The 25,917-nt window shown below is 66.2% G+C and carries 24 protein-coding genes; 13 read left to right on the forward strand and 11 right to left on the reverse strand.

The genetic code is table 11. The annotated features are described in order from the left end of the window. The first annotated feature begins 297 nt into the window (after positions 1–297). Positions 298–636: a hypothetical protein gene (locus CFB24_RS14805; protein ID WP_088521414.1), complete on the forward strand. Its 339-nt coding sequence runs from the start codon at positions 298–300 to the stop codon at positions 634–636. Positions 637–657: 21 nt separating this feature from the next. Here the strand turns inward: CFB24_RS14805 and coaE are convergent, their stop codons facing one another. From coaE to glmU, 4 genes are all read right to left on the reverse strand, one after another. Further along, a complete protein-coding gene (coaE, locus tag CFB24_RS14810) occupies positions 658–1,239 on the reverse strand; it encodes a dephospho-CoA kinase (protein WP_088521415.1) in 582 nt (193 codons plus the stop codon). Positions 1,240–1,353: 114 nt separating this feature from the next. Beyond that, positions 1,354–1,563: a hypothetical protein gene (locus CFB24_RS14815; RefSeq protein ID WP_088521416.1), complete on the reverse strand. Its 210-nt coding sequence runs from the start codon at positions 1,561–1,563 to the stop codon at positions 1,354–1,356. Between the two features lie 428 nt (positions 1,564–1,991). Continuing rightward, positions 1,992–3,821, reverse strand: a complete 1,830-nt coding sequence (gene glmS / locus CFB24_RS14820; RefSeq protein WP_088521417.1) for a glutamine--fructose-6-phosphate transaminase (isomerizing) — start codon at positions 3,819–3,821, stop codon at positions 1,992–1,994. A gap of 92 nt (positions 3,822–3,913) precedes the next feature. Then, positions 3,914–5,272 (reverse strand): bifunctional UDP-N-acetylglucosamine diphosphorylase/glucosamine-1-phosphate N-acetyltransferase GlmU, encoded by a 1,359-nt coding sequence (gene glmU / locus CFB24_RS14825; RefSeq protein ID WP_088521418.1) that lies wholly within the window; start codon positions 5,270–5,272, stop codon positions 3,914–3,916. 143 nt (positions 5,273–5,415) lie between these two features. On the opposite strand from glmU, the gene CFB24_RS14830 reads away from it, so the two are divergent. From CFB24_RS14830 to CFB24_RS14845, 4 genes are all read left to right on the forward strand, one after another. Further along, positions 5,416–6,939, forward strand: a complete 1,524-nt coding sequence (locus CFB24_RS14830) for an OpgD/OpgG family glucan biosynthesis protein (protein ID WP_088521419.1) — start codon at positions 5,416–5,418, stop codon at positions 6,937–6,939. Then, positions 6,927–9,077 (forward strand): glucans biosynthesis glucosyltransferase MdoH, encoded by a 2,151-nt coding sequence (gene mdoH / locus CFB24_RS14835; protein WP_088521420.1) that lies wholly within the window; start codon positions 6,927–6,929, stop codon positions 9,075–9,077. Before CFB24_RS14830 ends, mdoH begins: the two co-directional genes overlap by 13 nt. A 156-nt stretch (positions 9,078–9,233) precedes the next feature. Further along, the gene (locus tag CFB24_RS23120) at positions 9,234–9,803 is read left to right on the forward strand and encodes a hypothetical protein (RefSeq protein WP_176440449.1); all 570 of its coding nucleotides are present in this window, start codon (positions 9,234–9,236) and stop codon (positions 9,801–9,803) included. Between the two features lie 92 nt (positions 9,804–9,895). Further along, positions 9,896–10,660 (forward strand): hypothetical protein, encoded by a 765-nt coding sequence (locus CFB24_RS14845; RefSeq protein ID WP_111390708.1) that lies wholly within the window; start codon positions 9,896–9,898, stop codon positions 10,658–10,660. A gap of 22 nt (positions 10,661–10,682) precedes the next feature. Here CFB24_RS14845 and CFB24_RS14850 read toward each other — a convergent pair whose 3' ends face one another. Together CFB24_RS14850 and CFB24_RS14855 are read right to left on the reverse strand one after the other, a co-directional pair. Then, on the reverse strand, positions 10,683–10,913 hold the full coding sequence (locus tag CFB24_RS14850) for a hypothetical protein (protein ID WP_088521423.1): 231 nt from the start codon (positions 10,911–10,913) through the stop codon (positions 10,683–10,685). Between the two features lie 307 nt (positions 10,914–11,220). Next, the gene (locus tag CFB24_RS14855) at positions 11,221–11,823 is read right to left on the reverse strand and encodes an LOG family protein (protein WP_088521424.1); all 603 of its coding nucleotides are present in this window, start codon (positions 11,821–11,823) and stop codon (positions 11,221–11,223) included. A 201-nt stretch (positions 11,824–12,024) separates the two neighbouring features. Between CFB24_RS14855 and pepN the strand changes: the two genes are divergently transcribed. Beyond that, positions 12,025–14,688: an aminopeptidase N gene (pepN, locus tag CFB24_RS14860; RefSeq protein ID WP_088521425.1), complete on the forward strand. Its 2,664-nt coding sequence runs from the start codon at positions 12,025–12,027 to the stop codon at positions 14,686–14,688. 291 nt (positions 14,689–14,979) lie between these two features. After that, complete coding sequence (locus tag CFB24_RS14865) at positions 14,980–17,361, forward strand: PAS domain-containing sensor histidine kinase (RefSeq protein WP_088521426.1); 2,382 nt, start codon at positions 14,980–14,982, stop codon at positions 17,359–17,361. Between the two features lie 3 nt (positions 17,362–17,364). Here CFB24_RS14865 and CFB24_RS14870 read toward each other — a convergent pair whose 3' ends face one another. Then, positions 17,365–17,625: a 4a-hydroxytetrahydrobiopterin dehydratase gene (locus CFB24_RS14870; RefSeq protein ID WP_088521532.1), complete on the reverse strand. Its 261-nt coding sequence runs from the start codon at positions 17,623–17,625 to the stop codon at positions 17,365–17,367. Positions 17,626–17,710: 85 nt separating this feature from the next. Between CFB24_RS14870 and CFB24_RS14875 the strand changes: the two genes are divergently transcribed. The 3 genes from CFB24_RS14875 to CFB24_RS14885 all read left to right on the forward strand — a co-directional run bounded on the left by CFB24_RS14875 (position 17,711) and on the right by CFB24_RS14885 (position 19,968). Beyond that, positions 17,711–18,643: a hypothetical protein gene (locus tag CFB24_RS14875; RefSeq protein WP_244593199.1), complete on the forward strand. Its 933-nt coding sequence runs from the start codon at positions 17,711–17,713 to the stop codon at positions 18,641–18,643. A gap of 3 nt (positions 18,644–18,646) precedes the next feature. After that, entirely contained in the window at positions 18,647–19,582 is a 936-nt protein-coding gene (locus tag CFB24_RS14880) for an acetyltransferase domain-containing protein (protein WP_088521427.1), read from the forward strand. A 122-nt stretch (positions 19,583–19,704) separates the two neighbouring features. Beyond that, on the forward strand, positions 19,705–19,968 hold the full coding sequence (locus CFB24_RS14885; protein ID WP_244593200.1) for a con-10 family general stress protein: 264 nt from the start codon (positions 19,705–19,707) through the stop codon (positions 19,966–19,968). A gap of 150 nt (positions 19,969–20,118) precedes the next feature. Here CFB24_RS14885 and CFB24_RS14890 read toward each other — a convergent pair whose 3' ends face one another. The 3 genes from CFB24_RS14890 to petA are packed head-to-tail and all read right to left on the reverse strand — an operon-like array spanning position 20,119 to position 22,772. Next, positions 20,119–20,955 (reverse strand): cytochrome c1, encoded by an 837-nt coding sequence (locus CFB24_RS14890; protein WP_088521429.1) that lies wholly within the window; start codon positions 20,953–20,955, stop codon positions 20,119–20,121. A gap of 10 nt (positions 20,956–20,965) precedes the next feature. Next, complete coding sequence (locus CFB24_RS14895) at positions 20,966–22,216, reverse strand: cytochrome b (protein WP_088521430.1); 1,251 nt, start codon at positions 22,214–22,216, stop codon at positions 20,966–20,968. A gap of 31 nt (positions 22,217–22,247) precedes the next feature. Next, the gene (gene petA / locus CFB24_RS14900; protein ID WP_088521431.1) at positions 22,248–22,772 is read right to left on the reverse strand and encodes a ubiquinol-cytochrome c reductase iron-sulfur subunit; all 525 of its coding nucleotides are present in this window, start codon (positions 22,770–22,772) and stop codon (positions 22,248–22,250) included. 296 nt (positions 22,773–23,068) lie between these two features. On the opposite strand from petA, the gene CFB24_RS14905 reads away from it, so the two are divergent. The 3 genes from CFB24_RS14905 to CFB24_RS14915 are packed head-to-tail and all read left to right on the forward strand — an operon-like array spanning position 23,069 to position 24,675. Continuing rightward, positions 23,069–23,584 (forward strand): tRNA (cytidine(34)-2'-O)-methyltransferase, encoded by a 516-nt coding sequence (locus CFB24_RS14905; protein WP_088521534.1) that lies wholly within the window; start codon positions 23,069–23,071, stop codon positions 23,582–23,584. Next, positions 23,553–24,446 (forward strand): oxygen-dependent coproporphyrinogen oxidase, encoded by an 894-nt coding sequence (gene hemF / locus CFB24_RS14910; RefSeq protein ID WP_088521432.1) that lies wholly within the window; start codon positions 23,553–23,555, stop codon positions 24,444–24,446. The genes CFB24_RS14905 and hemF overlap by 32 nt, the downstream gene beginning before the upstream one ends. 31 nt (positions 24,447–24,477) lie before the next feature. Continuing rightward, positions 24,478–24,675 carry a YodC family protein gene (locus tag CFB24_RS14915; protein WP_088521433.1) on the forward strand — a complete coding sequence of 66 codons (198 nt, stop codon included), beginning with the start codon at positions 24,478–24,480 and terminating at the stop codon, positions 24,673–24,675. Between the two features lie 110 nt (positions 24,676–24,785). Here the strand turns inward: CFB24_RS14915 and CFB24_RS14920 are convergent, their stop codons facing one another. Continuing rightward, positions 24,786–25,838 carry an extensin-like domain-containing protein gene (locus CFB24_RS14920; RefSeq protein ID WP_088521434.1) on the reverse strand — a complete coding sequence of 351 codons (1,053 nt, stop codon included), beginning with the start codon at positions 25,836–25,838 and terminating at the stop codon, positions 24,786–24,788. Positions 25,839–25,917 lie beyond the last annotated feature (79 nt).

Below are 25,917 nucleotides of genomic sequence, written 5' to 3' on the forward strand. Positions count from 1 at the left end.
AAGCTCCGGTTGAAACTCAAATCCCCTGAAAGCCCAGGCATAGCCCGGACGGCCCTCAGGGGTTGATAAGGAGAAGGAGGAGTCCGAGCGCGCGAACAGACGCAGCCGGCGCGCGGGTCGGCGCGGCGTTCAGCAAAGGCGTCTGGTTGGCGACGAAGGTCATGCGGCTCTCGAACAGGCAAAGCCTGGATGGATCTAGATAACCGATTCCCCGGCGGCGGCGCAAGCCCGTTCTGCGATCTGGAACAAAAGCCCAAGCGCGAGGGTTGGCCGACGTCAACGGAAAAGGAGGCTCCGATGAAGTCCATTGCACGATGCCTGATTGCCGCCGCCTGCCTGAGCGCCGCATCCCCGGCTCTCGCCTTCGAGCGCGAGGTCAACAATGTCTGGTGGGCGGTTTACGAACATTACAATGGCGGCGACCAAACCGCCTGCATCGCGGAAAACTACAACGACCAGCCGGTTCAGGCCGTGTTCGAGGTGTTTCCCGCCGCCGCCGATTTCGACGGCGGCCCCGCGCCGGGCCGGATGCTGGTGACGCTCGCGCCCTACCAGACCATCAAGATTTGGGGCTGGGCCGATGCGCCAGGCCCCGGACCGCGCTGCGAACTGCGCGGCTCCAACGCCCTGCCCTGAGCCGTTTTTTAGGCGCCCGGCTCACACCGCCAAGGCGCGTAAAATGCCCGCGACCCGACGCTCGGCATGGGCGAGGCCATGCTGGGTTTCGACGATGAAATGGGCGCGCCGGCGCTTCTCGCCGTCGGGCGTCTGGCGCGCCAGGATCGCCTCGGCCTGCGCCGCGTCCATGCCGCCCCGCGCGAGGATGCGGGCCTTTTGCACGTCGGGCGGCGCGGTGGCGACAATCACCGCGTCGACCCGGGCGTGATCGCCGGTTTCGAACAGCAGCGGGATGTCCAGCACGCAGACCGGCGTCCCCGCCCGCGCCTGCGCCGCGACGAAATCCCATTTCTTGCGCCGCACCGCCGGGTGGACGATCTTCTCCAGCTGCGCGATCTCATTGGGCTTGCCGACCACGGCCAGCCGCAACAGGGCGCGGTCCACCCGCCCGTCGCGCACCGCCTGCGGAAAAACCTCGGCCAGCGCCGGGACGATTTCGCCCTCGTACAGCCGATGCACGCAGGCGTCGGCGTCGAACACCGCCGCGCCGCGCCCGGCCAGCATCGCCGCCGTGGTGGATTTGCCCATTCCAATGGAGCCGGTCAGGCCGAGCGTGCGCATGTGCGTCCCCCCTGCCTCTCCTAACCCGGCTGGAGCTTCGGCAAAAGGGCCTGCCTCCCAAAGGGGGCGTCATATGTGTGTCGCCCGTCATTGCATGATTGGGATCGACGCCTTCTATTGCGCCTCCACCGAAATGCGCGCCGATTCGAGAAAGGAGGCGGCGGCGAGATTCTCGTCGGTGGCGACCGATCGATGCTGCCGGATGGAATCGGCGAAAATCTCCGAAATCTGCTCCTCGGTCAGCGCGCCCGATTTCCTGAGCTGCGTCAGGAGATTGAGCGTCAAAGTGCATGTCGCCAAAGCGGCGTCGTCAATATCCGCCATGTCTTTGTCCTATTCACTTTCGCCAGCAACGGGCGCTGGCCTGGTCTTCGATTTGGCCTGCTCCACCTAAGGGTTAAAAGCAGGAAGCCTGGGCGATCTGGCCGGGGCTCAAGCAAGTGATCGCGCAATCTTTCGTTAAGCGGACGTTAATCTGAAATGTCCGCCAAAGCATTGGACACGGTAAAAGTGGCGAAAAGCCGTCAAAGGCGCGTCCGGCCCACGCGCCGGCGCCGCAATTCCTCGCCTCGGCAAGTATCGCCACAGCGGGCCAAAGGCGTCACCATCGCCTCAGCCTAGCAAGGTGAAGCGCCCCGCGCGCCTATTCATGGGTTGGAAAAGCATCTGCTGCGACGCGGTCGCGAGGACTGCGCCCTATCGTAGCGACGCGTTGACCGGCCCGGAGGCCGGTCGCCTCCCCGTCACGCGCGTCACTCCACAGTCACGCTCTTGGCGAGATTCCGCGGCTGATCCACGTCCTTGCCCATGAAAACCGCCGTGTGATAGGCGAGCATCTGGATCGGCGCGGCATAGACGATGGCCGAAAAATCCGGCGCCATCGCGGGCATGACGATTTCGCCGGCGAGCGGCGTCGCCGCTGCCGCAATGGAATGGGCGTCGCCCAGCAGAATGATCTTGCCGCCGCGGGCGGAAACCTCCTGCAGATTGGATACGGTCTTTTCCAGCACCGGATCGCTCGGCGCGATCACGATCACCGGCAATTGCTCGTCGATCAGCGCGATCGGGCCGTGCTTCAGCTCGCCGGCGGCATAGCCCTCGGCGTGGATATAGCTGATTTCCTTGAGTTTTAGCGCGCCCTCCAAAGCCAAGGGATAGGACGGGCCGCGCCCGAGATAGAGCACGTCCGTCGTCTTGCCCAGGCGGTGCGACAGCTGCTCGATCTTGGGCTCCAGCTTCATCGACTCCGCCAGCAGGCCGGGCACGACCATCAGCTCGTTGACGAGGCGTTTCTCCTCGTCCGCGCTGAGCACGCCGCGCGCGCGGCCGAGCGCGATGGCCAGCGAGGCCAGCACGGTGAGCTGGCAGGTGAACGCCTTGGTCGAGGCCACGCCGATCTCCGGCCCCGCCAACGTCGGCGCCGCGACGTCGCTCTCGCGCGCGATGGTCGAGGTCGACACATTGACCACGCCGATGATCTTTTGGCCCTGCGTCTTTGCGTAGCGCAGGCTGGCGAGCGTGTCCGCCGTCTCGCCCGACTGCGACACCACCAGCATCAGGCCGTTTTCGGGCATGGGGGCTTCGCGGTAGCGGAATTCCGAGGCGACGTCGATCTCGACCCGCAGCCGCGCGAAACGCTCGAACCAATATTTGCCGACGAGGCCCGCGTAATAGGCGGTGCCGCAGGCGGTCAGCGTAATGCCGGTCAGGGCTTTGGGGTCGAATGGCAGCTCGAACGGCAACCGCACGCAATTGTTGGCGAAGTCGATGTAATGCGCCAGCGTGCGCGCCACCACTTCCGGCTGCTCGTGAATCTCCTTGGCCATGAAGTGCTTGTAATTACCCTTGTCCACCACGAAGGCGGAGGCCTGGGTCTTCAGCTTGGCGCGCTGCACCACGCGATTGCTTTCGTCGCGGAACTCCGCAAAACCCCGGCGCAGAATCACCCAGTCGCCGTCTTCGAGATAAGTGATGGTGTCGGTGAAGGCGGCCAGAGCCAGCGCGTCGGAGCCGAGATACATCTCGCCGCCCTCGCCATAGCCCACGGCGAGCGGCGCGCCCCGGCGCGCGCCGATCAGCAGATCCTCCTCGCCGTCGAACAGCATGCCCAGGGCGAAGGCGCCTTTGAGACGCGGCAGGCTGGCGGCGACGGCGTCCACCGGCGACAGGCCCTGGTTGATCTGCTCGGTCACCAGATGGGCCACCGCCTCGGTGTCGGTCTGGGTGACGAATTCATGGCCCTGCGCCACCAGTTCGGCGCGCAATTCGCGGAAATTCTCGATAATGCCGTTATGCACCACCGCCAGCTTGTTGGTGGCGTGGGGATGGGCGTTGTTCTCGGTCGGGCGGCCATGGGTGGCCCAGCGGGTGTGGCCGATGCCGATCCGGCCGCGCAACGGTTTTTGCTGCAGCAGCGCGTCGAGATTGCGCAGCTTGCCTTCGGCGCGGCGGCGTTCGAGATGGCCGTTTTCCAGCGTGGCGACGCCTGCGGAATCATAGCCGCGATATTCCAGCCGTTTCAGCGCATCGACCAGCGATGAGGCGACCGGACCCTGACCGATGATTCCCACAATTCCGCACATGCAGCGATTCCTTTCGCCCGAACAGAAGCCGCCTGGCCCAGCTCAGGGCAAGTCACAAATGATTTCAATCCGTAGTCTAACCTAACGGAAAATCATTTCCTCGCCTTTAGGGCGGCCATCTTCTCGCGGAAGGCCGCCGCCCAACCGAGCTTTTCCATCTGCTTGCCGCGCGCCACCGCCAGCGAATCGGCGGCGACGTCCTTGGTGACCACCGAACCGGAGCCGATCAGCGCGCCGTCGCCAATTTTGACCGGCGCCACCAGCGAACAGTTGGAGCCGACGAAGGCGTCGGCGCCGATCTCCGTGCGATATTTCAGGAATCCGTCATAATTACAGGTGATCACCCCCGCCCCGATATTGGAGCGGGCGCCAACGCTGGCGTCGCCAATATAGGTAAGGTGATTGACCTTCGCGCCCTCGCCGATCTCGGACTTCTTGATTTCAACGAAATTACCGACCTTCGCCGCCTTGGCCAGATTGGCGCCGGGGCGCAGCCGGGCATAGGGGCCGACCGTGACCGCGTCGGCCAGCGTCGCCCCTTCCAGATGCGAAAACGCGTGGATCACCACATTGTCGCCAACGGTGACGCCGGGGCCGAACACCACATGCGGCTCGACCAGCACATCGGCGCCGAGCACGGTGTCGTGGCTGAAGAACACGGTGTCCGGGGCGATCAGCGTCGCGCCCTTCTCCATGGCGGCGCGGCGCAGGCGCGTCTGGATCTCGGCTTCGGCCTGAGCGAGCTGCGCGCGGTCGTTGACGCCCAAAACTTCGCCGGCCGGGGCGATCACCAGCGCGCAGGCGGCGCCGTCGGCGCGGGCGATCTCCACCACGTCGGGCAGGTAATATTCCTTCTGGGCGTTGTCATTGCCGACGCGCGACAGCCAGTCCAGCGCCTTGCGGCCGTCGAGCGCCATCAGGCCGGCGTTGCAGCGGCGCGCCCGCAATTCCTCGGGGCTGGCGTCCTTCTGTTCGCGGATGGCCAGCAGCGCGCCGGAGGCGTCGGTCAGCAACCGCCCGTAACCAAACGGATTTTCCGGCTCGAAACCCAAAACCGCCACGCCCGCGCCGCCCGCAAGCTTCGCCCGCAGCGCGGCGAAAGTCTCGGGACGGACCAGCGGCGTGTCGGCGAACAGCACGAGGCAATCGTCAAAACCCTGCGCCAGCGCCGCGCGGGCGGCGAGCACGGCATGGGCGGTGCCCAGCCGCTCGGCCTGCACGAAAACCTGGGCGTGCGGCGCCTCGCGTAAAACTTCGGCCGCGACGTCGTCGCGCCCCGGCCCGACCACCACGGCGAGCGCGTCGGCGCCCGCCTGCGCCACGGCGTCGAGCACATGGGCGAGCATGGAGCGGCCGGCGACCTGATGCAGAACCTTGGGACGGCTGGAGCGCATCCTCTTGCCTTCGCCGGCGGCGAGCACGATGGCGAGGCATTTGCGCGCTTGGCTCATGTCTGTCCTCCGTTAGGGTCCGGGCGCAGCTATAGGCGAGGCGGGATTTGGGACAAAGCAAAAAATCGCCCTCGCGCCCGCCGCATTTTCTTGTATATGTCGCACCTCACGATCGTAATTTTTGGGAATGGAACGCCGCAGTCATGCTCAAGCGCCGGGATGTCTTGCAATGGGCGGGCGGCGCGGCCGTGTCGCTGCTCGGCGCCGCTTCGGCTCGCGCGCAGGACGACAGGAACGCCATCCAGCCCTTCACCAGCGCCGTGGTGGTCGAGGCCGCCCGCGCGCTGGCCGCCAAACCGTTCGTGGCCGCCGACGCCGACCTGCCGGGGCCGCTCAGCGCCCTCAGCTACGAAGCCTATGTGGCGATCCACGCCAAGCCCGAGGCGATGATCTGGGCCAACGATCCCGGCGGCTTCGTGGTGGAGCCGCTGCATCGCGGCTTTGTCTTCACCACGCCGATGCAGATCAATCTGGTCGAGGACGGCCTGTCGCGCCGCCTGACCTATGACCCCGGCCAGTTCGCCTTCGGCGGCGTCGCCCTGAGCGCGCCGCCGGCCAATCTGGATTTTTCCGGCTTCCGCGCCTTCCATCGCGGCGATGACGGAACCCTTTCGGAAATCGCCATCTTCCAGGGCGCGAGCTTCTTCCGCTCGCTGGCGCCCGGCCAGAATTTCGGCGTGACCGCGCGCGGCCTGTCGGTGCGCGCCGGCGATTCGCGCGGCGAGGAATTCCCGTTCTTCCGCGCGGTCTGGATCGAAAAGCCGACCCGCGCCGGCAATGTGCTGGTGGTCCACGCCCTGCTCGATTCGGAAAGCCTCGCCGGCGCCTATCGCTTCACGCTGCACCCGAGCGACGCCACCATCATCGACACGGAATGCGCCCTGTTCCCGCGCGTCGACATCGACAATATCGGCTTGGGCACGATGAGCGCGACCAGCCTGTTCACGCCGCTGGAGCGGCGCGGCGCCGACGACATTCGCGGCGCCGCCGCCGAGGTCGCCGGCCTGCAAATGTACACCGGGGCGGGCGAATGGGTATGGCGCCCGGTCGCCAACCGGTCGAAATTGCAAATTTCCGAATTGGTCGACCAGAATCCGCGCGGCTTCGGCTTCCTGCAGCGCCAGCGCAGCTTCAACGCCTTCAATGACGACGTGCAGCATTGGGAGCGCCGGCCCAGCCTGTGGATCGAGCCGATCGGCGATTGGGGTCCGGGCTCGGTCGAGCTGCTGGAAATTCCCTCGGATTCCGAACCGGCGCAGAACATCATCGCCTTCTGGCGCTGCAAGAAGGGCCTCGCCAAGGGCCAGACCGCCGAATTCGCCTATCGCCAGTTCTGGTGCTGGACCCCGCCGACCTCGCCGCCGCTGGCGGTGGCCATCGGCGCCCGGGGCGGGCGCGGCGGCGCGGCGAAACAGCGCCGCTTCCAGGTCGATTTCGAGGCCGATTTCCTCGGCGACGCCGCCAAGGCCGCCGACATCAAGGCCAATCTGAACACAAGCCCCGGACGCATCGCCTCGGTTCGGCTGTTCCCCGCGCCGGAACAGAAGCGCCTGCGCGTGCTGTTCGATCTCGATCCCAATGGCGAAACCGCCTGCGAACTGCGCCTGACGCTGGAATCGCAGGGCGCGCCTGTCTCAGAAACCTGGCTGTACCGATGGACGAGCTGATCGCCGCGCAACACATTTCCCGCGCCATGCCGGAGGAATCGCCTCTGGCCATGCCGGAGCAATCGCTGCACCGGTTCGACCCGGCGCACGAGCGGCGCAAGATGACGCGCAAGCCCCGGCAGCCCTGGCTGTCGCGCACGCTGACCTTCGGCGGCGGGCTGGCGTTGACCGCCTGGGGCGGCTACCAGATGTTCCGCGTCATCGACGTCGGCGGCATTTCCTTTCTGAAATGGGCGCTGCTGGTTCTGTTCCTGGCCAATTTCTCCTGGATCGCGCTGTCGTTCTGCGCCGGCGTGGTCGGATTCGCGCATCTGCTGGTCACACGCCCGAAACAGCCGAAGACGCCGGAGGCGCTGCGCACCCGCACCGCCGTGGTCATGCCGATCTACAACGAGGCGCCCTCGCGGGTGTACGGCACGCTGCAGGCGATCTACGAAGACGTCCAGGCGACGGGCCTCGGCGCGCATTTCGACTGGTTCTTCCTCTCCGACACCACCGATCCCGACATCTGGATCGCCGAGGAGCGCGCCTTCCTGGCGCTGCGCCGCGCGCTCGGCCCGGACGCGCGGATCTATTATCGCCACCGCGCCAAGAACACCGCGCGAAAAGCCGGCAATATCGGCGATTTCGTGCAGCGCTGGGGCGCCGCCTACGACCATATGGTGGTGCTGGACGCCGACAGCCTGATGACGGGACACGCCATCGCCACGCTCGCCGCCGCGATGGAGAACGACCCGGATTCCGGCATCATCCAGACCCTGCCGCTGATCATCAACCGCAACACCCTGTTCGCACGCGTGCAACAGTTTGCGGCGAGAATCTATGGGCCGGTGATCGCCGACGGCCTGTCCTGCTGGATGGGGCGCGACGGCAATTACTGGGGCCATAACGCCATCATCCGCACCGCGGCCTTCGCCGCGCATTGCGGCCTGCCGCATCTGACGGGCAAGCCGCCGTTCGGCGGCCATATCCTCAGCCACGATTTCGTCGAGGCCGCGCTGATCCGCCGCGCCGGCTACACCGTCTACATGCTGCCCTCGCTGGCGGGCTCCTATGAGGAAAGCCCGCCGTCGCTGATCGACGTCGCCACCCGCGACCGCCGCTGGTGCCAGGGCAATCTGCAGCACATCCGCGTGCTCGGCGCCAAGGGGCTGCATCCGGCGACGCGCCAGCACTTCACCACCGGCATCATGGCCTATGTGTCGTCGCCACTGTGGCTGGCGCAAATCTTCGTGGGTATCCTGCTGGTTCTGCAAGCGAGCTATATCCGCCCGGAATATTTCTCGCAGGAATTCACCCTGTTCCCGGCCTGGCCGGTGTTCGACGCCGAACGGTCGCTGATGCTGTTCGAAGTCACCATGGCGGTGCTGCTCGCGCCAAAACTGTTCGGACTGGTGCTGGCGCTGTGCGACGGCCCGGTGCGGCGCGGCGGCGGCGGCGCGATTCGTCTCACCCTGTCGGCCCTGTTCGAGACGCTGATGTCGGCGCTGCTGGCGCCGATCATGATGCTGGTCCACGCCGGCCATGTGCTGCACATCCTGTTCGGCTTCGACACCGGCTGGGAGCCGCAGCGCCGCGACGACGGCTCGGTCGCCTTCAAGGCGATCATGCGCCGCCACCGCGACCACGTGATTCTCGGCTTCATGATGCTGATCGCGGGCATGTTGATCTCGCCCTCGCTGGTGGCCTGGATGTCGCCCACCATCGCCGGCCTGATTCTGGCGATCTACCTGTCCTGGGCCAGCGGCCAGAAAAGCATCGGCCTCGCCCTGAAGCGGGTCGGCCTGCTGGTGACGCCCGAGGAGCGCAATCCCCCCGGCATCGCCACGCGCGCCAACGAATTGTCGGAGACGCTGGCGGCGGAAGGTTTCGATCACGCCGACGGCTTGCGCGCGATCTACGACGACCCCGGCTTCCGCGAGGCGCACGAAGTGTTCCTGCCGCCAGCCCCGCCCCGCGTGCGCGGCGACATCCATCCCGACCGCGCCATGACCGAGGCCAAGCTCAACGACGCCCGGACCATCGACGACGCCGTGCAATGGATGCAGCGCAAGGAGCGGATGGTGCTGCTGCACGACCGGGCGCTGATCGGCCTGCTTTCGCGCCTGCCGCGCCCTGCGGAACCCGCGCAGGGCTGAGGCTTCGGCGCAACAGACGCGCGGAATCTCGAAAAAGTGAATTTATTGCGGACGCCGCGACAAGACGCCGCGCGCCATCAATGATAGGTTCAGACTCAATCCCTAACATATTCGCGCGCGGGTTTTTCTCGCGCGCCCATTAGATTCATGGACACCATGACGCCCGCTCGCACGCGCACCCTCGCTTTCATCCTCGGCCTTTCCGTCCTCGTCCCCGCGGCCCCCGCCCAGGCGGGCTTCTGGGAGGAACTTTTCGGCGTTCAGGACCGGCCCGCCGCCACCCCGGCGCCCGCCCCCGCCCCTTCCGCCGGCCCGGCCAAGCCCGCCCATTCCGGCAAGGGCGCGGCCCGCAGCGAAAAACACGGCAAGAGCCAGATCGAAGCCAATCTGGCGCTTAAGGCCGCGCAGGCCGGCAAGGACCCGGCCATGCTGGCCCTGCAGGACAATACGCTGCGGCGCGGCGACGTGGTCTCCGGCCCGAACGGCCTGATGGTCTATATGGGCGGCGACCCCGAAACCCCCGCCGAGGCCCGTTTCGTGCCCGCCAACGATCCCAATCTGGAAAAGCGGCTGCGCGAGAACCTGAAAGGGCTGAAGCGCCCGGAGGCGGCGGAGGCGAAACCCTCGTCCACCGTCGTCCGGCCGGATTCGGCGGCGCAATCGACCTCGGTGGAGCGCGACGGCAAGCTGATTCGGGTCGTCGGGTCGTATCAGGGCGCGCAGTAGGACGCGGAGGGCGCCCGCCGTTCAGCTCCGATTAAGCCTGGATGGCGACAATTGGCCGTGTTGAAAGAGGATAGCTCTTTCGGAGTCGTCTCATGAACGATCTTGTTCGCTTGTCCCAAGCTCTCGCCGCAAGGCCCAACTGGAGAAAGGCGGCTGCGCCCGCCGGCGCAGCGTTGCTGCTCGTCGCCCTGGGTTGGGGCGTCGGAGCCAAGATCGACTCCCTGCGCGGCCCCTCGCCCGAGAAGATCGCGGCCCAGGCCGCTGCGCAAGAGGCGGAAAAAGCCAAGAAGGACGTCGCGGCCCTGCGCGTTCACGTCGACACGCTGAACGGCAAGCTGGAGGCGCAGGCCGAGAAGGCGCGAGATTCGGAAGCGGCGGTCGCGGCTTTGCAGAAGAGTCTGGCCGACGAGAAGGCCCAGTCGCAAGCGCTGCACGCCAAGCTGGACAAGATGCAGCCCGCCGCGCCGCCCGCCAAGGACAACGCCGGCAGGGAGGCCTCGGCCAAGGAAGCGGAGAAAGAGTCGGCGAAACCGGCGCCTGTCGTGAGCCACGCCCTGCCCAAGCCCCCGGCGCGCATGGTCGACCCGCTGCCCACCGCCTCGACCGCGCCGACGGCGCCGAAGGCCATGGCGGCGAAGCCGCAAACGCCCACGCCCAAACCCTACCGCGGCTATGTGCTGCGCGACATCGGCGGCGGCGTGGCCATGATCGAGGGCGAGGATGGCGTTGAGGAAGTTGCGCCCGGCGACAGGCTGGCCGGCGGCGCCCGGGTGCAGCGGTTCGAACGGCGCGGCGCCGCCTGGGTGGTGGTGACCGACCGCGGCTATATCGGCGCGGACGGCCGTTGGGACTATTGAGGGCGGGGACCGCCCTTAAACCTTAATCGTGGCTGCAATCGCGGCTTTGGCGGGTGTCGATCGCGCCATTCGGGCGGTGATAGCTGATCACGCTGATGCGGCAGCCCTCGTTGTCGCGATAGACGCGCACGATTTCGTGGCGGCGCCAGTCGCCGTTTTCCGCGCCGGGGGGATGCAGGCCCGAGCCAACCTGGGCCATGCCGGCCGCGCCTGTCAGCGACAGCGCCGCGGCGGCGAGAAGCCATTTTTTCATGCCGGTTCTCCTTCAGCGACGGCGCCGTGGCGGCGCGCCGCTCTTAGCCATCTGCTCTTGATCATCCTGTGCGCCAGGCCTCAACGGATCGTCTGGCGCCGCCTTGGCGCGGCGCGCCTCACCGCGCGGTTCCGAGGCAGCCAAGCTCGGGAAGCCAAGCCGGATAGACGCGGAAAGCGGGATTTGGTTGCAGAATCAGGAGGAAATTTAACCTGTCGCTTGGTGTTGCTCTGTTCAATGCGCCGAAATATTGGCGCTATCATGGTGCGACCGTCAAAATCGCGCCGAAGCAGCGATCAGACCGCGCCTAAAATTCTTGCGGAAGGGCGCGCCGGGGCCGCGCCGTCGCGGCATAGGCGGCGCGCAGCGCCGGAAGAATGTCCTCGACCCGGTCGCGGACGAGATAGCGCGCCTCATATTCGCGCCGGATGAAGCCGGTCTCGCGCATGTGGTCGAGCAGCCCCAGCAGCGGCGCCCAAAAACCCGCGAGGTCGGCGATCAGCACCGGCTTGTCGTGCCGCCCGAGCTGCGCCCAGGTCAATTGCTCGACCAGCTCCTCCAGCGTGCCGATCCCGCCTGGGAAAGCGACGAAGGCGTCGGCCTTCTCGAACATCAGCCGTTTACGCGTGTGCATGTCGTCGACGACCAGCAACTCCTGCACCGCTTCGAGCATATGCTCGCGCTTGGCCAGGAATCCCGGGATGATTCCGACGACGCGGCCGCCCGCCTCGATCGCGGCGCGCGCCACGGCCCCCATCAGGCCGAGATTGCCGCCGCCATAGACAAGGCCGACGCCGTTCTCGGCGAGAATGCGGCCAAACCGCTCGGCCGCCTGCTGAAACGCCGGGTCATGCCCCGGCGAGGAGCCGCAATAGACGCAAACATTCGCGATCTCTCTCGCCTCGTTCATAGCCCGCCTCGTCGAATCGGCCGCCCCTGCCCGTATTCCTGCCGGTTCGCCCTGGCGCCGGTCAAGGATGGCGCGACGATTTGCGCACGAGCCAACGCCGTTTGCGCGGTCGAAAATCTTTTGGGGAATGGCCATTTCAAAGCCATACGACTAAAAGCAAGGATAGCAGCTGGCTTTCCGCAGAGATCCCAAGAGACGTTCATGTCCTCCGCGCATTCCGATTCCGTCGCCCCCGGCCCGATCCGCCTCGCCGATTACCGTCCGACCGACTATCTGATCGACACGGTCGATCTCGACGTCAGGCTAGATGAGACGGCCACGCGGGTGGTGGCGCGGCTGCGGCTGCGTCCCAATCCGCTCGGGCGCGCCGGCGCGCCGCTGATGCTCGACGGCGGCGACCTCAAACCCCTGCGCATCGTTCTGGACAACCAGCCGCTCGATCTCGCCAAAGTGGCGACGCCCAACAGCCTGAGGATCGCCGATCCGCCGCGCAGCGCCTTCACGCTGGAAGTCGAGACCGAACTCAACCCCTCCGCCAACACCCGGCTCGAAGGCCTGTACCGGTCCAACAACGCCTATTGCACGCAATGCGAGGCCGAAGGGTTCCGGCGCATCACCTATTATCTCGACCGTCCCGATGTGATGGCGGTGTTCACCACCCGCATCGAGGCCGCCAGGGATGAGGCGCCCGTCCTGCTGTCGAACGGCAACCCCGTCGAGAGCGGCGAGGCCGGGCCGGGCCGGCATTACGCCATCTGGCATGACCCCTTTCCCAAGCCCTGCTATCTGTTCGCCTTGGTCGGCGGCGATCTCGGCTCAATCCACGACACGTTCGCCACGGCGTCCGGCCGCAAGGTCGAACTTGGCGTCTATGTCGAGAAGGGCAAGGAGCATCGCGCGCATTACGCGATGGAAAGCCTGATCCACGCCATGCGCTGGGACGAATTCGTCTATGGCCGCGAATATGACCTCGACGTGTTCAACATCGTCGCCGTGTCCGACTTCACCATGGGCGCCATGGAGAACAAGGGCCTTAACATCTTCAACGACAAATACATTCTGGCCATAGCGGAAACCGCGACCGACGCCGATTACGCCCATATCGAAAGCGTGGTGGCGCACGAATATTTCCACAACTGGACCGGCAACCGCATCACCTGCCGCGACTGGTTCCAGCTCTGCCTCAAGGAAGGCCTGACCGTCTATCGCGACCAGGAATTTTCCGGCGACCAGCGTTCCCGCAGCGTCCAGCGCATCAGCGACGTGCGCGCGCTCAGGGCGGCGCAGTTCCCCGAGGACGCCGGCCCGCTCGCCCATAATGTGCGCCCGGACAGCTATCGCGAAATCAACAACTTCTACACGGCGACCGTCTATGAGAAGGGCGCCGAGATCGTGCGCATGCTGCGCGCGCTGATCGGCCATGACGCCTATCACGCCGGCATGGCGCTCTATTTCGAGCGGTTCGACGGCAAGGCCGCGACCATCGAGGATTTCCTGTCCTGCTTCGCCGAGGCGTCGGGGCGCGACCTCGCGGATTTCGCGCAATGGTACGCGCAGGCCGGCACGCCGCGTCTCCGCGTGACCGGCGCCTATGACGCGCAGGCGCAGACCTACACCCTCAAGTTGAAACAGGCGACGGGGCCGACGCCCGGCCAGCCCACAAAGAAGCCGCTGCCCATGCCGATCCGCATCGGCCTGGTCGGGCGCGACGGCGCCGAGATCGCCCTGGCGCAGGAGCAGCCCTGGAGCCGGCGCGAGGAACAGTTCGGCGTATTCGAACTTGCGGGCGCCGAACGCACCATCGTGTTCAAGAATGTGCCGACGCCGCCGGTCGCTTCGGTCAATCGCCGGTTCTCAGCCGCCGTGATCGTCGAGCAGGACCTGTCCGACGACGACCTGCTGCTGCTGATGGCGCATGACAGCGACCCGTTCAACAAATGGCAGGCGGCGCAAAGCCTGGCGACGCGGCTGATGGTTCGCTCCACGGCGGCGATCCGCGCCGGGGACATGCCGGTGTTTTCCGACGATTTCGCCGACGCGCTGGCGGCGGCGCTGGAGAACCACCAGGCCGACCCCGCCTTCGCCGCGCAAATGGCCGCGCTGCCGACCGAGAACGATCTCGCCCGCGACATTGGCGACAATGTCGATCCCGAAGCCATTTTCCTGGCGCGCAAGGCGCTGCGCGACGGAATCGGACGCCGCCTGTCGCAACGCCTGCTGGCGGTTTACGACCAGTTGCAATCGGACGCCGCCTATTCGCCCGACGCCGCCAGCGCCGGCCGGCGCGCGCTGCGCAACGCCTGCCTCGACCTGTTCGCCGCCGGCAATCACGCCGAGGGCGCCGAAATCGCCCTGACGCAGTTCCAGCGCGCCGCCAACATGACCGACAAGATGGGCGCCCTGTCGGCGTTGAGCCGGCTGCCGACGCCCACCCGCGAGAAGGCGCTGGAGTTCTTCTATCGCGCCCATTGCGACGAACCGCTGATCATCGACAAATGGTTCTCGCTGCAGGCGACCATTCCCGAGCCGGACACGCTGGCCCGGGTCAAGCGCCTGACCCGGATTCACGCCTTCAACATCGCCACGCCCAACCGGGTCTATGCGCTGATCGGCGCCTTCGCCAACGGCAATCCGCTGTGCTTCAACGCCGCCAATGGCGAGGGCTATCTGTTCGTCGCCGATCTCGCCCTGGAGATCGACAGCGTCAATCCGCAGGTCGCCGCCCGGTTGCTGTCTTCGTTCCGCTCCTGGCGCAACCTGGAAGTTGAGCGTCGCGGCCGCGCCGAACAGGCTCTAAGGAAAGTCTCTGAGACAACAGGCCTGTCGCCAGATTTGCGCGATATCGTACAACGAGCTCTTGCGTGAACATGCAATAAAACAGTATCGGGGACTCGCATTTTGACACAACATCGAGCCCCACTGCTTTACATGAACAGTTTTAATTGCACTACGCCCTGAACTTTACGCTTCGCTATCTTGGTTTCGGATCGGCATGCGCTCCAAGCATTGCCGGTCTGAAATCCCACGTTTACTAAAATTTTACTCTGGACAAAAACGGCCCTTGGGATTCAGATATGCCTGATTCGATAGCAGCGTGCGTCGCTTCGAATCTGTCCGAAAATTTAGAAACCCCCAATCCCCCCAAGGGAGTCCTTCATGGCGCGTGCAAACGCGGCAGACTCGTCCCTTTGCCTGGACACGACAGCCTCCGGACTGTTTTTCGCCCTCTCCCCGAAGGGCGATGCGTCCGCGCGCGACGACGAGGCCGAGGCGCCCCCGCCCCAGCCGCGGCGGCCGGCGCCGCGACGGCCGTCGCTGTTCAATCCCTCGCGCCTTGAAGCTCTGTTGCGTCGCGTCGTCCCAGTGGCGGCCGGCCTGTTCCTGCTGTTGTTGCTCGGCCTCGCGCTCGACGCGACGCTGCAATCCTATTACCAGGTCGAGCCGGAGGCCCTGTCCGAACTCGAAGCCATCGGCCAGCTCGCCGCCGACGACGTGGAGGCCGCGTTGCGCAACGCCTCGCCCGGCGCCCCCGCCTCCGTTCTGCTCGACTCCACCCGCCGGCATATTGTCGCGCGCGGACGCTCCGTGCTGTTGAGCGACCGCGCCGGGCAGATCGTGGCGGTGCTGCCGGAGGGCGCGGGCGCGGGGGCGCTGACCGACCGTCTCGGCGGCGCGCCGCTGGCCGTTCTCGGCGAGAAGGCCGGAGCCATGCGCATCGCCGGGCCGAACGGTCTCGACATGCTCGCCGCCGTGCGCAATCTCGACGGTCCGTTCGGCCAGATCGCCGTGATTCAGCCAGTCGACCTCGCCTTCGCCGAATGGCGCGCCTCCGCCTGGCGCGCCGCCCTGCTGCTGCTCGGCACCGCCGCCATGCTCGCCCTGCTGGTGTTCGCCTTCGTGACCCAGGCGCGCCGCGCCGCTCAGGCCGAGACCGAGCGGACCCGCATCCGCGCCCGCATCGACGCGGCGCTGGAGCACGGCCGCTGCGGCCTGTGGGACTGGAATCTCGCCACCGGCCGCATTCACTGGTCCGAGTCGATGTACGACATGCTGGGCATGCCCGCCCGCGACGAATTCCTGTCGTTCGGCGAAATCCGCGCCCTGCTGCACCCCGACGACGGCGACCTCGCCGACATCGCCGAGCAACTCACCGCCGGCGCCCTGCAAACCGTCGATCACGCGTTCCGCATGCGCGACGCGCGCGGCGCTTTCGTCTGGCTGCGCGCCCGCGCCCAGGTGATCCGCGACGCCGCCGACGGCCAGCCGCATCTGGTGGGCATCGCCGTGGACATTTCCGAGCAGCAGCGCCTCGCCGAGCACAGCGCCGCCTCCGACCGCCGTCTGCGCGACGCCGTCGAGACCATTTCCGCCGCTTTCGTGCTGTGGGACGAGCACAACCAGCTCGTGCTGTGCAATTCGCGGTTCCAGCGCCTGCACGGCCTGACCGACGCCTGCGTGGCCCCCGGCGCGAGCTATGCCCAAGTGATGGCCAATTCGCAGCCTCTGGTCGAATCCAGCGAAACCGTGCGCGACGCCGACGGCGGCGGCCGCGTCTACGAGGCGCGCCTCGCCGACGGCCGCTGGCTGCAGATCAACGAGCGCCGCACCAAGGACGGCGGCTATGTTTCGGTCGGCGCCGACATTTCCGACCTCAAGCGGCATGAGCAAAGCCTGCTCGACGGCGAGCGCAAGCTGATGGCCACCATCGCCGACCTGCGCAAATCGCGCCAGACCCTGGAATTGCAGGCGCAGCAGCTCGCCGAACTGGCCGAACGCTACCTCGAACAAAAAGCCGCCGCCGAGGCCGCCAACCGCGCCAAGAGCGACTTCCTCGCCAATATGAGCCATGAGCTGCGCACGCCGCTGACCCACATCATCGGCTTCGCGGAAATGATGGAAAATGAGATTTTCGGCGCCATCGGCCACCAGCGCTATCTCGGCTATGCCGGCGATATCCGCAAATCCGGCGAATATTTGCGCGGCGTGATCGGCGACGTGCTCGAAATGTCCCGGCTCGAAGCCGGCCAGATCACCGTCGCCGCGCGCGAAATCGATGTCGCCGTCGCGCTCGATCAGGCGGTGGCGGATTTCCAGGACGCCGCGAGAGCCAAGCAGGTGACGCTGACGCTCGAGGCGCCACGCGACAAAAAGGCGTTCGCCGACGCGGCGGCCCTGTCCAAGATTCTGGAGACGCTGCTCAAGAACGCGCTGAAATTCACGCCGCGCGGCGGCCATGTCGCGCTGCGCGCCCAGGCGTCCGGCGCGGGATGCGAGATCGAGGTGGAGGACACCGGCTGCGGCATGAGCCCCGAGGAGATCCAGCAGGTCTGCCGTCCGTTCGAGCAGAAATCGCCGCTGATGGTGGATGGCATGAAGGGCCCCGGCCTCGGCCTGTCCATCGCCCGGTCGCTGGTGGAGCTGCACGGCGGCGCGCTGCAGATCGACTCGGCGCCTGGACAGGGCGCGCGGGTGCGCTTCACCCTGCCCGGCCCCGGCGAGGCCAGCGCCAACAAGATCGCCCTGACCACCGCCGCGTGAGGCTCACGCCTCGCGCCGGCCGGCGAACGCCGCGTCCATATGGGCGGCCAGCGCCAGATCCTTGTCGGTGACCTTGCCGGCGTCGTGGGTGGCGAGTTCGACCCAAATCTTGTTGTAAATATTCTTCCATTCGGGGTGATGGTCTTCCCGTTCGCAATACAGCCCGACCTCGACCATGAAGGCCAGCGCCTGCGGAAACCCCGCGAAATCGTAGCGCCGCGCGATCCTGCTTTCGTCGCCGCTCCAGCCCTCCGGTATGCGCATCGTCGTTCCCTTCCGCTTTGCGTGACGCCCGCCCTCGGCTAAAAGGCGCGAATTCCTGATGTGGGTCGCCTTCCCGGAAATGTCCATGCGCCTGAACTTCGCTTTCGCTCTCTGCCTTCTCGCCGCCCCCGCCCTCGCCGAGGGCGCGGCCGGCCTCGTCAATGAAACCGCGGTCGCCGTCGCCAACCGCTCCACGCCGGAACTTTGCGCCGAGCGCGACAATGTGGCGCTGGAGTTCGTGTCGCCGGAGGTGCGCCATATGGAGGTGCAGGCGACCCATCCGGCTTATGTCGGCATGATCGGCCACGACCGCTGGGCGCCGGACTTTTCCGCCTGCAACATGCCGCACGGCGAAGGCGCCCTGCCGCGCAAGACTTTTTATGAATCCCCCACCCTGTGGCTGACCGGCCTGACCGACCCCGCCTTCTGGCGGCCGGGAACCGTGCCGATCAAGGTCGGCGACCGCGTCGAAACCGGGTTCAACTACATCCAGGTCTGGATGCTCTATCGCGAGCGCGCCGAGGAAGTGCTGGTTCTCTATCCCTCCGACGGCTATTGGCGCATCCGCCCGCTGCCGTTTGGCGAAATGCGCTGGACCGCCTATGGCTCGTCCTTCCTGATCGGCCCGGTGGAGGTGCAGGACCGCCCGATCGTCGCGCTGAAGGACATTGTGTTCGACCCCGACAAAAGGGCGTTCACGCTCAATTTCGCGCGCGGCGGCTCGGCCGTGGTGACGTTGAAGGCGGTCGACCAGGATCATATCGCGCTCGACGTGAGCTATTCCGGCGCCATGCCGAACAATCTGCCGTTCGCCGCCATGCGCTCGATGTATGTGAGCGACGCCAACGCCGACGTGTCCTCGGTCGCCTGGCGCGTCAAAAACGGCGACGGCTGGGGTCAGGCCCCGATCCTGTCGTGGAAGGGCGGCGACGTGACCGAGCTTTGGGCGGGCCGCGCCATACCGTCGCGCCACAACCAGTCGGCGCCCGACATGATTTTCTCCCACTTCCGGCCCTGACCGATGGCCCAAGGCCGCCTGCCCTGGATCGACGCGACGCGCGGCCTGGCGCTGCTGGCGATGGCGGCGTTTCACCTGACCTGGGATCTCGCCGCCTTCAATTGGATCGACGGCGCGGTGACGGCGTCGCGCGGGTTCCATCTGCTCGGCCATTGCATCGCCGCCAGCTTTGTGGCGCTGGCGGGTCTTAGCCTCGTGCTGGCGCGCCGGGCGCGGAACCGCCCGCTGGCGCGCGATCCGCGCTATTGGCGGCGCTGGGGGCAGGTGGTCGCGGGCGCCGGCGCCGTGTCCCTGGCCAGTTTGCAACTGTTCCCCGACGCGCCGATCTTTTTCGGCATCCTGCATTGCATCGCCTTGTCGAGCGTGCTGGCCCTGCCCCTGGTCGAGGCGCCGCTCGCGGCGGTCGTTGGCGTGGCGGCGCTGGCGCTGGCGGCGCCGCTGCTGTTCGCCGCGCCGGCGTTCGATGGCGAGCTCTGGTGGTGGATCGGGCTTTCGACCTTCCAACCCGCCAGCAACGATTATCGCCCGTTGCTGCCGTGGTTCGGCGTGTTGCTGCTGGGCGTCGCGGCGGCGCGTCTCTTTCCGGCGCGCGGCGCGCAAGGGCCGGCGCCCTCCTTCCTCCGCCCTCTCGCCTTCCTCGGACGGCGCTCGCTCGCCTTCTATCTGATCCACCAGCCCATTCTCTACGGCGCGCTGGCGGCGATCGGCCCGCAGGCGCCGCCCGCCAGCAGCGAGGCCGCCTTCACGGCGCAATGCGTGGCGCAATGCTACGCCTCCGGCGCCTCCGACTCCCTGTGCGAGACCTCCTGCGCCTGCGTCGTCAGCCGCGCCAAGGCGGCGGGACGCTGGACGGCGCTGGTTTCCGGCGCGCTGACCGCCGAGCAGAGGGCGGAGACCCACCGCGACGCCGTGGCCTGCGCCGCGGACGCCGCGCATTAGGCTCCAAGCTTGAGCTTGAGCATGTTCACGAAAACGTGATCAGAAAATCTGCAAACTGAAGAAGCCGAAGCTGCGCTTGGCGCGTTGGAAGCCCGTTGGTTCCGATACGCTAGAGGGAAACCATGGAACACGCAGCTCCGAAAAAGTCGACGCGAGGTTTTGCCTCGATGGATCCTGAGAAGCAGCGCGCCATTGCGCGAAAAGGCGGCGAAAGCGTGCCGCGCGAGAAGCGCAGCTTCTCGCAAAACGCCAATCTGGCGGCCGAAGCCGGCCGCAAGGGCGGAAAGAGCGTCAATCCCGGCAATCGCAGCTTCGCGCGAGACAAGGATCTCGCCAAGAGCGCTGGCCGCAAGGGCGGGCGCGCCGCTCACCCAGCGGTCGAATGACCGCGCCATCGCCGCGCATAAATGGAACATTGGCCAACAGGCCCAATCAACAGCGGACCAACCGAAAACAAAAGAGGCCCCAAAACGGGGCCTCTTGCTTTTTATCGACAATCGCTCCGGCGCGCCTGACGGCGCGCCGCCGATATCGGCTCAGTGCGCGACGTCAGACCAGATCGTCCGCTTGGTGAAATACATCAGGCAGGACAGAACCAGCAGGAAGATCATCACCTTGACGCCGAGCGACTTGCGATCCTCAAGGGTCGGCTCGGCCGCCCAGTAGAGGAAGCTCGCCACGTCCTTGGCGTATTGGTCGAGCGTCGCCGGAGTTCCGTCCGTGTAGTCGACCTGGCCGTCGGTCAACGGCTTGGCCATGGCGATCTTGTGACCCGGGAAATAGGCGTTCCAGTTCGGGTCCTCGTCCTTCTCGTAGCCATGCAGGATGGCGTAGATATAGTCGGGGCCGAGTTCCTGATACATGCCGCCGGGGACCGGCAGGGCGTCGAACACGAAGGCGGGGAAGCCGCGCTCGTACTTGCGGGCCTTGGCCAGCAGCGACATGTCCGGCGGAGCCGAGCCGAGCGCCGCCGCGGCGGCTTCCGGATTGGCGAAGGGCGCCGGGAAATAATCCGACGGACGGCCGGGACGATCGAACATCTCGCCGGAGGAATTCGGTCCGTCCTTCACCGTATAAGAGGCGGCCAGGGCCTTGACCTCGTCGACGGAAAGTTCCGGGCCGCCCGGCTGGGCGAGCGTGCGGATCGGGATGTGCAGCTCGTGGCAGTTGGAGCAGACTTCCTTGTAGATCTTGAAGCCGCGCTGCAACTGCGCCTTGTCGTATTTGCCGAACGCGCCGGCGAAGGTCCATTGCTGGCGCGTCGGATTGGGCTGCTCCTCTTCGGCGCGCGCGGTCAGGTTGGACAGGGCGACCACGCCGGCGAGGAGCGTGGCGGCGCCGATGACTTTGGTGAGGGTCTTGGCGAAGGTCATGAAATGGTCCTCACTTCGCGGCGGCGGTCTTGACGGATTCGGACTTGGCCAGCACAGCCTCGGCGATGGTGGCCGGCACCGGAAGCGTCCGCTCGAACTTCGGCAGGATCGGGAGAACCGCGAAGAAGCCGAAATACAGCACGCTGAGAATGCGCGACGCGGTCACGTAGGGCTCAGCCGCCGGCATGGCGCCGCAATAGCCGAGGCCGATGCCCACCAGCACGAAGCCCCAGAACAGCTTCTTGTACAGCGGGCGATACTTGGCCGAACGCACCTTGCTGGTGTCGAGCCAGGGCAGGAAGGCCAGCACCGCAATGGCGCCGAACATCGCGATCACGCCCATCAGCTTGTCGGGGATCGAGCGCAGGATCGCGTAGAACGGCAGGAAATACCATTCGGGGACGATGTGCGGCGGGGTCTTCATCGGGTTGGCCGGGATGTAGTTGTCGGCGTCGCCCAGATAGTTCGGGGTGAAGAAGATGAACCAGCAATAGAGCAGCAGGAACACCGTGACGCCCAGGCCGTCCTTCATGGTCGCATGGGGGGTGAAGGGCACACAGTCCTTCTTGATGTCCTGGACATCGACGCCGTCGGGGTTGTTCTGACCGGTGACATGCAGCGCCCAGACGTGCAGGCCGACAACCGCCGCAATGGCGAAGGGCAGCAGGTAATGCAGGGCGAAGAAGCGGTTCAGCGTGGGATTATCGACGGAATAGCCGCCCCACAGCCAGACGGTGACCTGATCGCCGACCAGCGGAATGGCCGAGAACAGGTTGGTGATCACGGTCGCGCCCCAGAAGGACATCTGTCCCCACGGCAGCACATAGCCCATGAAGCCGGTGGCCATCATCAGCAGGAAGATGATCACGCCAAGGATCCACAGCACCTCGCGCGGGTTCTTGTAGGACCCGTAATAGAGGCCGCGGAACATGTGGATATAGACGGCGAGGAAGAACATCGAGGCGCCGTTGGCGTGCGCGTAGCGCATGAGCCAGCCCCAGTTCACGTCGCGCATGATCTTCTCGACCGAGGAGAAGGCCATCGTCGCTTCCGGCGTGTAGTGCATGGTCAGCACGACGCCGGTGACGATCTGGGCGATCAGCATGAAAGAGAGGATCGCGCCGAAGGTCCACCAGTAATTCAGGTTTTTAGGCGTCGGGTAGGCCACAAAGGAATCATAGCCGAAGCTCAAGATCGGCAGGCGGGCTTCAAGCCACTTCACCACGCCGTTCTTGGGCTCGAAAGTCGAGAGTCCGTGCATGTGATATCTCTTTAGAAAAGACAGCGAAGGGTTAGCCGATCTTGACCTTGGTGTCGGTCAGGAAGGCATAGGGCGGCACATCGAGATTGCGCGGCGCCGGGCCTTTGCGGATGCGGCCGGAGGTGTCGTACACCGAACCGTGGCACGGGCAGAACCAGCCGTCGTAATCGCCCTGCTTGCCGAGCGGAATGCAGCCAAGATGCGTGCAGATGCCGACGACGATCAGCCATTCCGGCTTCTGAACGCGCGTCGAATCGGCCTGGGGGTCGCGGAGGGAGCTGACATCCACGTCCTGCGCCGCCTTGATCTCTTCAGGGGTGCGGCGGCGGATGAACACCGGCTTGCCGCGCCATTTGACGGTGACGATCTGTCCCACCGGAATGGAGGTGAGATCGACCTCGGTCGAGGCGAGCGCCAGCGTGGAGGCGTCCGGGCTCATCTGGCTGATCAGCGGCCAAACCACCGAAACGGCGCCGACGGCCGCCACCGCTCCGGTGGAAATATAGAGAAAATCTCTGCGACTGGTTTCTTCCGTCGAAGTCGTAGCTGTGGACAAGGTGACATCCCCAGGTTTCAAGAGCGGCCCGCTGCGCCGGGACGGCTCTGCTTTGCTTGCTTAAGCGAAGCGGTTTTGCGAAGCGCGGTTCGACGCCGCGCGGCGAAAAAGTAACCCCTCCGGCTACGTAAGCGCGCCGCAACCGACGCGATGACGAAATGCAGGCCATGAGAGGCCATTCGGCAGGCGCCGTTATTTGGCGCCTTTCCACAGCATTGTCCATAGAAACAGCTTGGCAATTTGTTAGGCGCCTAACAAAGTTTTGCGTGGCGGCGCGGGGCCGCTATCTTGCGGCCATGCCCGATACTTTCCCGCTTTGCCTCGCTTTGTGCCAGCCGGATATTCCCCAGAACGCGGGAACCATGCTGCGCCTGTGCGCCTGCCTCGGACTCGAGGCCGCCCTGATCGAACCCGCCGCCTTCCCCCTGACGGATCGTCATTTTCGCCGCGCCGGTCTCGACTACCTCGACCAAGTGATGATGAGGCGGCACCTGTCGTTTCGCGCTTTCGAACAATGGCGTGCGACAAATGGACGCAGATTGCTGCTACTCTCGACTCACGCGGCCACGCCCTACACCGCCTTCGCGTTCCAGCCCGGCGACATCGTCATGGTGGGGCGCGAGTCGGCCGGAGCGCCGGACGAGGTTCATCGCGCCGCCGACGCGCGCCTGCGGATTCCGCTGCGCGCCGGCCTGCGCTCGCTGAACGTCGCCGTCGCCGCCGGCATGGTGTTGGGCGAGGCGCTGCGGCAGATTGGCGGATTTCCGGAAGGAGAGGTTTTTGACGACGCAATTGGACCAGCGCAAGGCTGAAGCGGAACAATGGTTTTCCACGCTGCAGTCGCGCATCGTCGCGGCCCTGGAGTCGCTGGAGCGGCGCGCCGAGGCCGTCGCGGCCGGGCCGGACGCCGAACCGGGGCGCTTCGTCCTGTCGCCCTGGACGCGGACCAATCATGACGGCGCGCCCGGCGGGGGCGGGAGGATGGCCTTGCTCAAGGGCCGCCTGTTCGAAAAGGCCGGCGTTCACGTCTCCACCGTCCATGGCACCCTCGCCCCGGAATTCGCCCGGCAGATCCCCGGCGCCGAGGACGACCCGCGCTTCTGGGCGGCGGGGATCTCGCTGATCGTTCATCCGCTCAACCCCAACGTGCCCGCCGCGCACATGAACACGAGACTGGTCGTGACGTCGCAAAGCTGGTTCGGCGGCGGCGCCGATCTCACGCCGGTCCTGAGCGCGCGCCGTTCGCAAGACGATCCGGACACGCAGGCGTTTCATGCGGCCCTGCGCGGCGCCTGCGCCGGCCACGCCGTGGCCGATTACGCGCGCTACAAGGCGTGGTGCGACGACTATTTCTTTTTGCCCCATCGCAATGAAGCGCGCGGCGTCGGCGGCATATTTTACGACAATCTCGAAGCCGGCGGCGAGGCTTTCGCGCCCGCCTTCGCCTTCACCCGCGCGGTCGGCGCGGCTTTCGCCGACATTTACCCTCGTCTGGTCGAGGCGAATATGGGAAAGAACTGGACCGACGCACAGCGCGCGGAGCAACTGGAGCGGCGCGGCCGCTATGTCGAGTTCAACCTGCTCTATGACCGGGGCACGATTTTCGGATTGAAAACAGGAGGCAACATCGACTCTATCTTGTCTTCCATGCCGCCCATCGTGACATGGTCCTGATTCCCCTTCCCTGCAACGACGAGGACTTCAAATGGAATTCCGCCCCGGCGATCTCGTGCAACTGAAATCCGGCGGCCGCTCGATGACGGTCGTCAAATCGGACAAGACCAATGTCGATGTGATCTGGTACGGCGAAACCGACGACGCCCTGCGCACCGCCACCATTCCGGCCGTTTGCCTTGACGTGATCGAACTCGACGACGACGAGGATTTCGAAGACGACGAGTGAGCGCCCCGCCCGTCGCATTCGGCGAACCTCGGCTCGCCGAATGCGCTCCGGCGTCCTGTTTTGGCGCGTAGCCTTTTCCAAAAACCGCGCGCGCCGTTCGGGATGACGCGCTAGCGGCGCGCGCGCGTCGGCGGCGGGTCGAAATCGTCGGAATCGGGCGAAGGCGCGATGCTTCCGTCCTCGCGCATCGGCCCCGGCGCGGGCGGGCGGGCGGGCGGCGCATGCAGCGCCATCGGCCCCGCGCCGGGACGCCGGGGCGGCAAAGGCGGCTCTCCGTCCGGCGCGCGGGCGATCGTGGCGGCCGCGGCGCTCAGGTCCGGCCCAGAATGAATCGCATAGGTGTTGACGCCGCGCGGCGGGGCGTTCTGGGCGACGTCGAGTTCATCCTCGACATCCGGCGCCTCCGGCAGCGAGTCCTTGCGCGAGGGCGGTTCGGTGCGCTGCGGGACCGGCTTGCACACGCGGCGCGGACCGCTCGAAGTCATGCCGTGCAGCGCCAGATCGACGTGAATGTGATTGTAGTGGAACGCATTCGAGCCGGGGCCGAGCACGGTGGTGAAATGGCCGCAGGCGCCGGCGTGCAGATCGCGCAGGAAGGCCTGGGTCTGCGGGTCGCCCCGGGTCCAGTCATGGACGACGGTGATCTTGCGGCCGTCCGCCAGCACGAAGCCGCCAAGATCCAGCGCATTGCCGAACGAATGTTCGGACAGCTTCGCGCCCGGCGCGTTGTTCATGCCGCGACAATTGTAGGAGCCCATCGAGTCAATCTGGGCGATCGGCTGGCCGAACCGCGCTTCCGCGGCCGGCTGCGCCACCTGCGTCAGCCACGCCTCAAGTTCCGCCACCATCGGGCAGTCGAGCGTCTGGGTGGCGTTGAACATCACTTTGCCGCCCAGCAGCGCCGTGACTCGCAACGGACGCGTCATGCCACAGATCGAAGGGCCGTCGATCTCGTGGCCGGCCGGCTGGATGTAATTGGAAAGCTCCACCTGGCCGCGAGCGAAACACGCTTCCTCGGCTTGCCCGCGCCAGGCCGGCCGCTCGCCGCCGCCGAATTTGCCGCAGCCCGCGAGCGCCCCCAGCAGGGCGAGCGCCGCCACGCCGGCGGGACGGATCGCGGTCGAGCGGGTCAGTTTCGGAGAGATCGGATGCGCGCGCGCCATGCCACACAGATGGAGCGTTCAGCTTAACCGAGCGTCAAAAGAAATGGTTAATGTTTCAAATTGTCTGGGCCCAGCCGGA

It is taken from the genome of Rhodoblastus acidophilus (assembly GCF_900187365.1).
In the GTDB taxonomy this organism is placed as follows: domain Bacteria; phylum Pseudomonadota; class Alphaproteobacteria; order Rhizobiales; family Beijerinckiaceae; genus Rhodoblastus; species Rhodoblastus acidophilus.

What these genes read in the sequence shown, in the direction of transcription:
- CFB24_RS14805 (WP_088521414.1), top strand. Translation starts at nt 298, where the DNA reads ATGAAGTCCATTGCACGATGCCTGATTGCCGCCGCCTGCCTGAGCGCC.
- coaE (WP_088521415.1), bottom strand. Translation starts at nt 1,239, where the DNA reads ATGCGCACGCTCGGCCTGACCGGCTCCATTGGAATGGGCAAATCCACC.
- CFB24_RS14815 (WP_088521416.1), bottom strand. Translation starts at nt 1,563, where the DNA reads ATGGCGGATATTGACGACGCCGCTTTGGCGACATGCACTTTGACGCTC.
- glmS (WP_088521417.1), bottom strand. Translation starts at nt 3,821, where the DNA reads ATGTGCGGAATTGTGGGAATCATCGGTCAGGGTCCGGTCGCCTCATCG.
- glmU (WP_088521418.1), bottom strand. Translation starts at nt 5,272, where the DNA reads ATGAGCCAAGCGCGCAAATGCCTCGCCATCGTGCTCGCCGCCGGCGAA.
- CFB24_RS14830 (WP_088521419.1), top strand. Translation starts at nt 5,416, where the DNA reads ATGCTCAAGCGCCGGGATGTCTTGCAATGGGCGGGCGGCGCGGCCGTG.
- mdoH (WP_088521420.1), top strand. Translation starts at nt 6,927, where the DNA reads ATGGACGAGCTGATCGCCGCGCAACACATTTCCCGCGCCATGCCGGAG.
- CFB24_RS23120 (WP_176440449.1), top strand. Translation starts at nt 9,234, where the DNA reads ATGACGCCCGCTCGCACGCGCACCCTCGCTTTCATCCTCGGCCTTTCC.
- CFB24_RS14845 (WP_111390708.1), top strand. Translation starts at nt 9,896, where the DNA reads ATGAACGATCTTGTTCGCTTGTCCCAAGCTCTCGCCGCAAGGCCCAAC.
- CFB24_RS14850 (WP_088521423.1), bottom strand. Translation starts at nt 10,913, where the DNA reads ATGAAAAAATGGCTTCTCGCCGCCGCGGCGCTGTCGCTGACAGGCGCG.
- CFB24_RS14855 (WP_088521424.1), bottom strand. Translation starts at nt 11,823, where the DNA reads ATGAACGAGGCGAGAGAGATCGCGAATGTTTGCGTCTATTGCGGCTCC.
- pepN (WP_088521425.1), top strand. Translation starts at nt 12,025, where the DNA reads ATGTCCTCCGCGCATTCCGATTCCGTCGCCCCCGGCCCGATCCGCCTC.
- CFB24_RS14865 (WP_088521426.1), top strand. Translation starts at nt 14,980, where the DNA reads ATGGCGCGTGCAAACGCGGCAGACTCGTCCCTTTGCCTGGACACGACA.
- CFB24_RS14870 (WP_088521532.1), bottom strand. Translation starts at nt 17,625, where the DNA reads ATGCGCATACCGGAGGGCTGGAGCGGCGACGAAAGCAGGATCGCGCGG.
- CFB24_RS14875 (WP_244593199.1), top strand. Translation starts at nt 17,711, where the DNA reads ATGCGCCTGAACTTCGCTTTCGCTCTCTGCCTTCTCGCCGCCCCCGCC.
- CFB24_RS14880 (WP_088521427.1), top strand. Translation starts at nt 18,647, where the DNA reads ATGGCCCAAGGCCGCCTGCCCTGGATCGACGCGACGCGCGGCCTGGCG.
- CFB24_RS14885 (WP_244593200.1), top strand. Translation starts at nt 19,705, where the DNA reads ATGGAACACGCAGCTCCGAAAAAGTCGACGCGAGGTTTTGCCTCGATG.
- CFB24_RS14890 (WP_088521429.1), bottom strand. Translation starts at nt 20,955, where the DNA reads ATGACCTTCGCCAAGACCCTCACCAAAGTCATCGGCGCCGCCACGCTC.
- CFB24_RS14895 (WP_088521430.1), bottom strand. Translation starts at nt 22,216, where the DNA reads ATGCACGGACTCTCGACTTTCGAGCCCAAGAACGGCGTGGTGAAGTGG.
- CFB24_RS14905 (WP_088521534.1), top strand. Translation starts at nt 23,069, where the DNA reads ATGCCCGATACTTTCCCGCTTTGCCTCGCTTTGTGCCAGCCGGATATT.
- CFB24_RS14915 (WP_088521433.1), top strand. Translation starts at nt 24,478, where the DNA reads ATGGAATTCCGCCCCGGCGATCTCGTGCAACTGAAATCCGGCGGCCGC.
- CFB24_RS14920 (WP_088521434.1), bottom strand. Translation starts at nt 25,838, where the DNA reads ATGGCGCGCGCGCATCCGATCTCTCCGAAACTGACCCGCTCGACCGCG.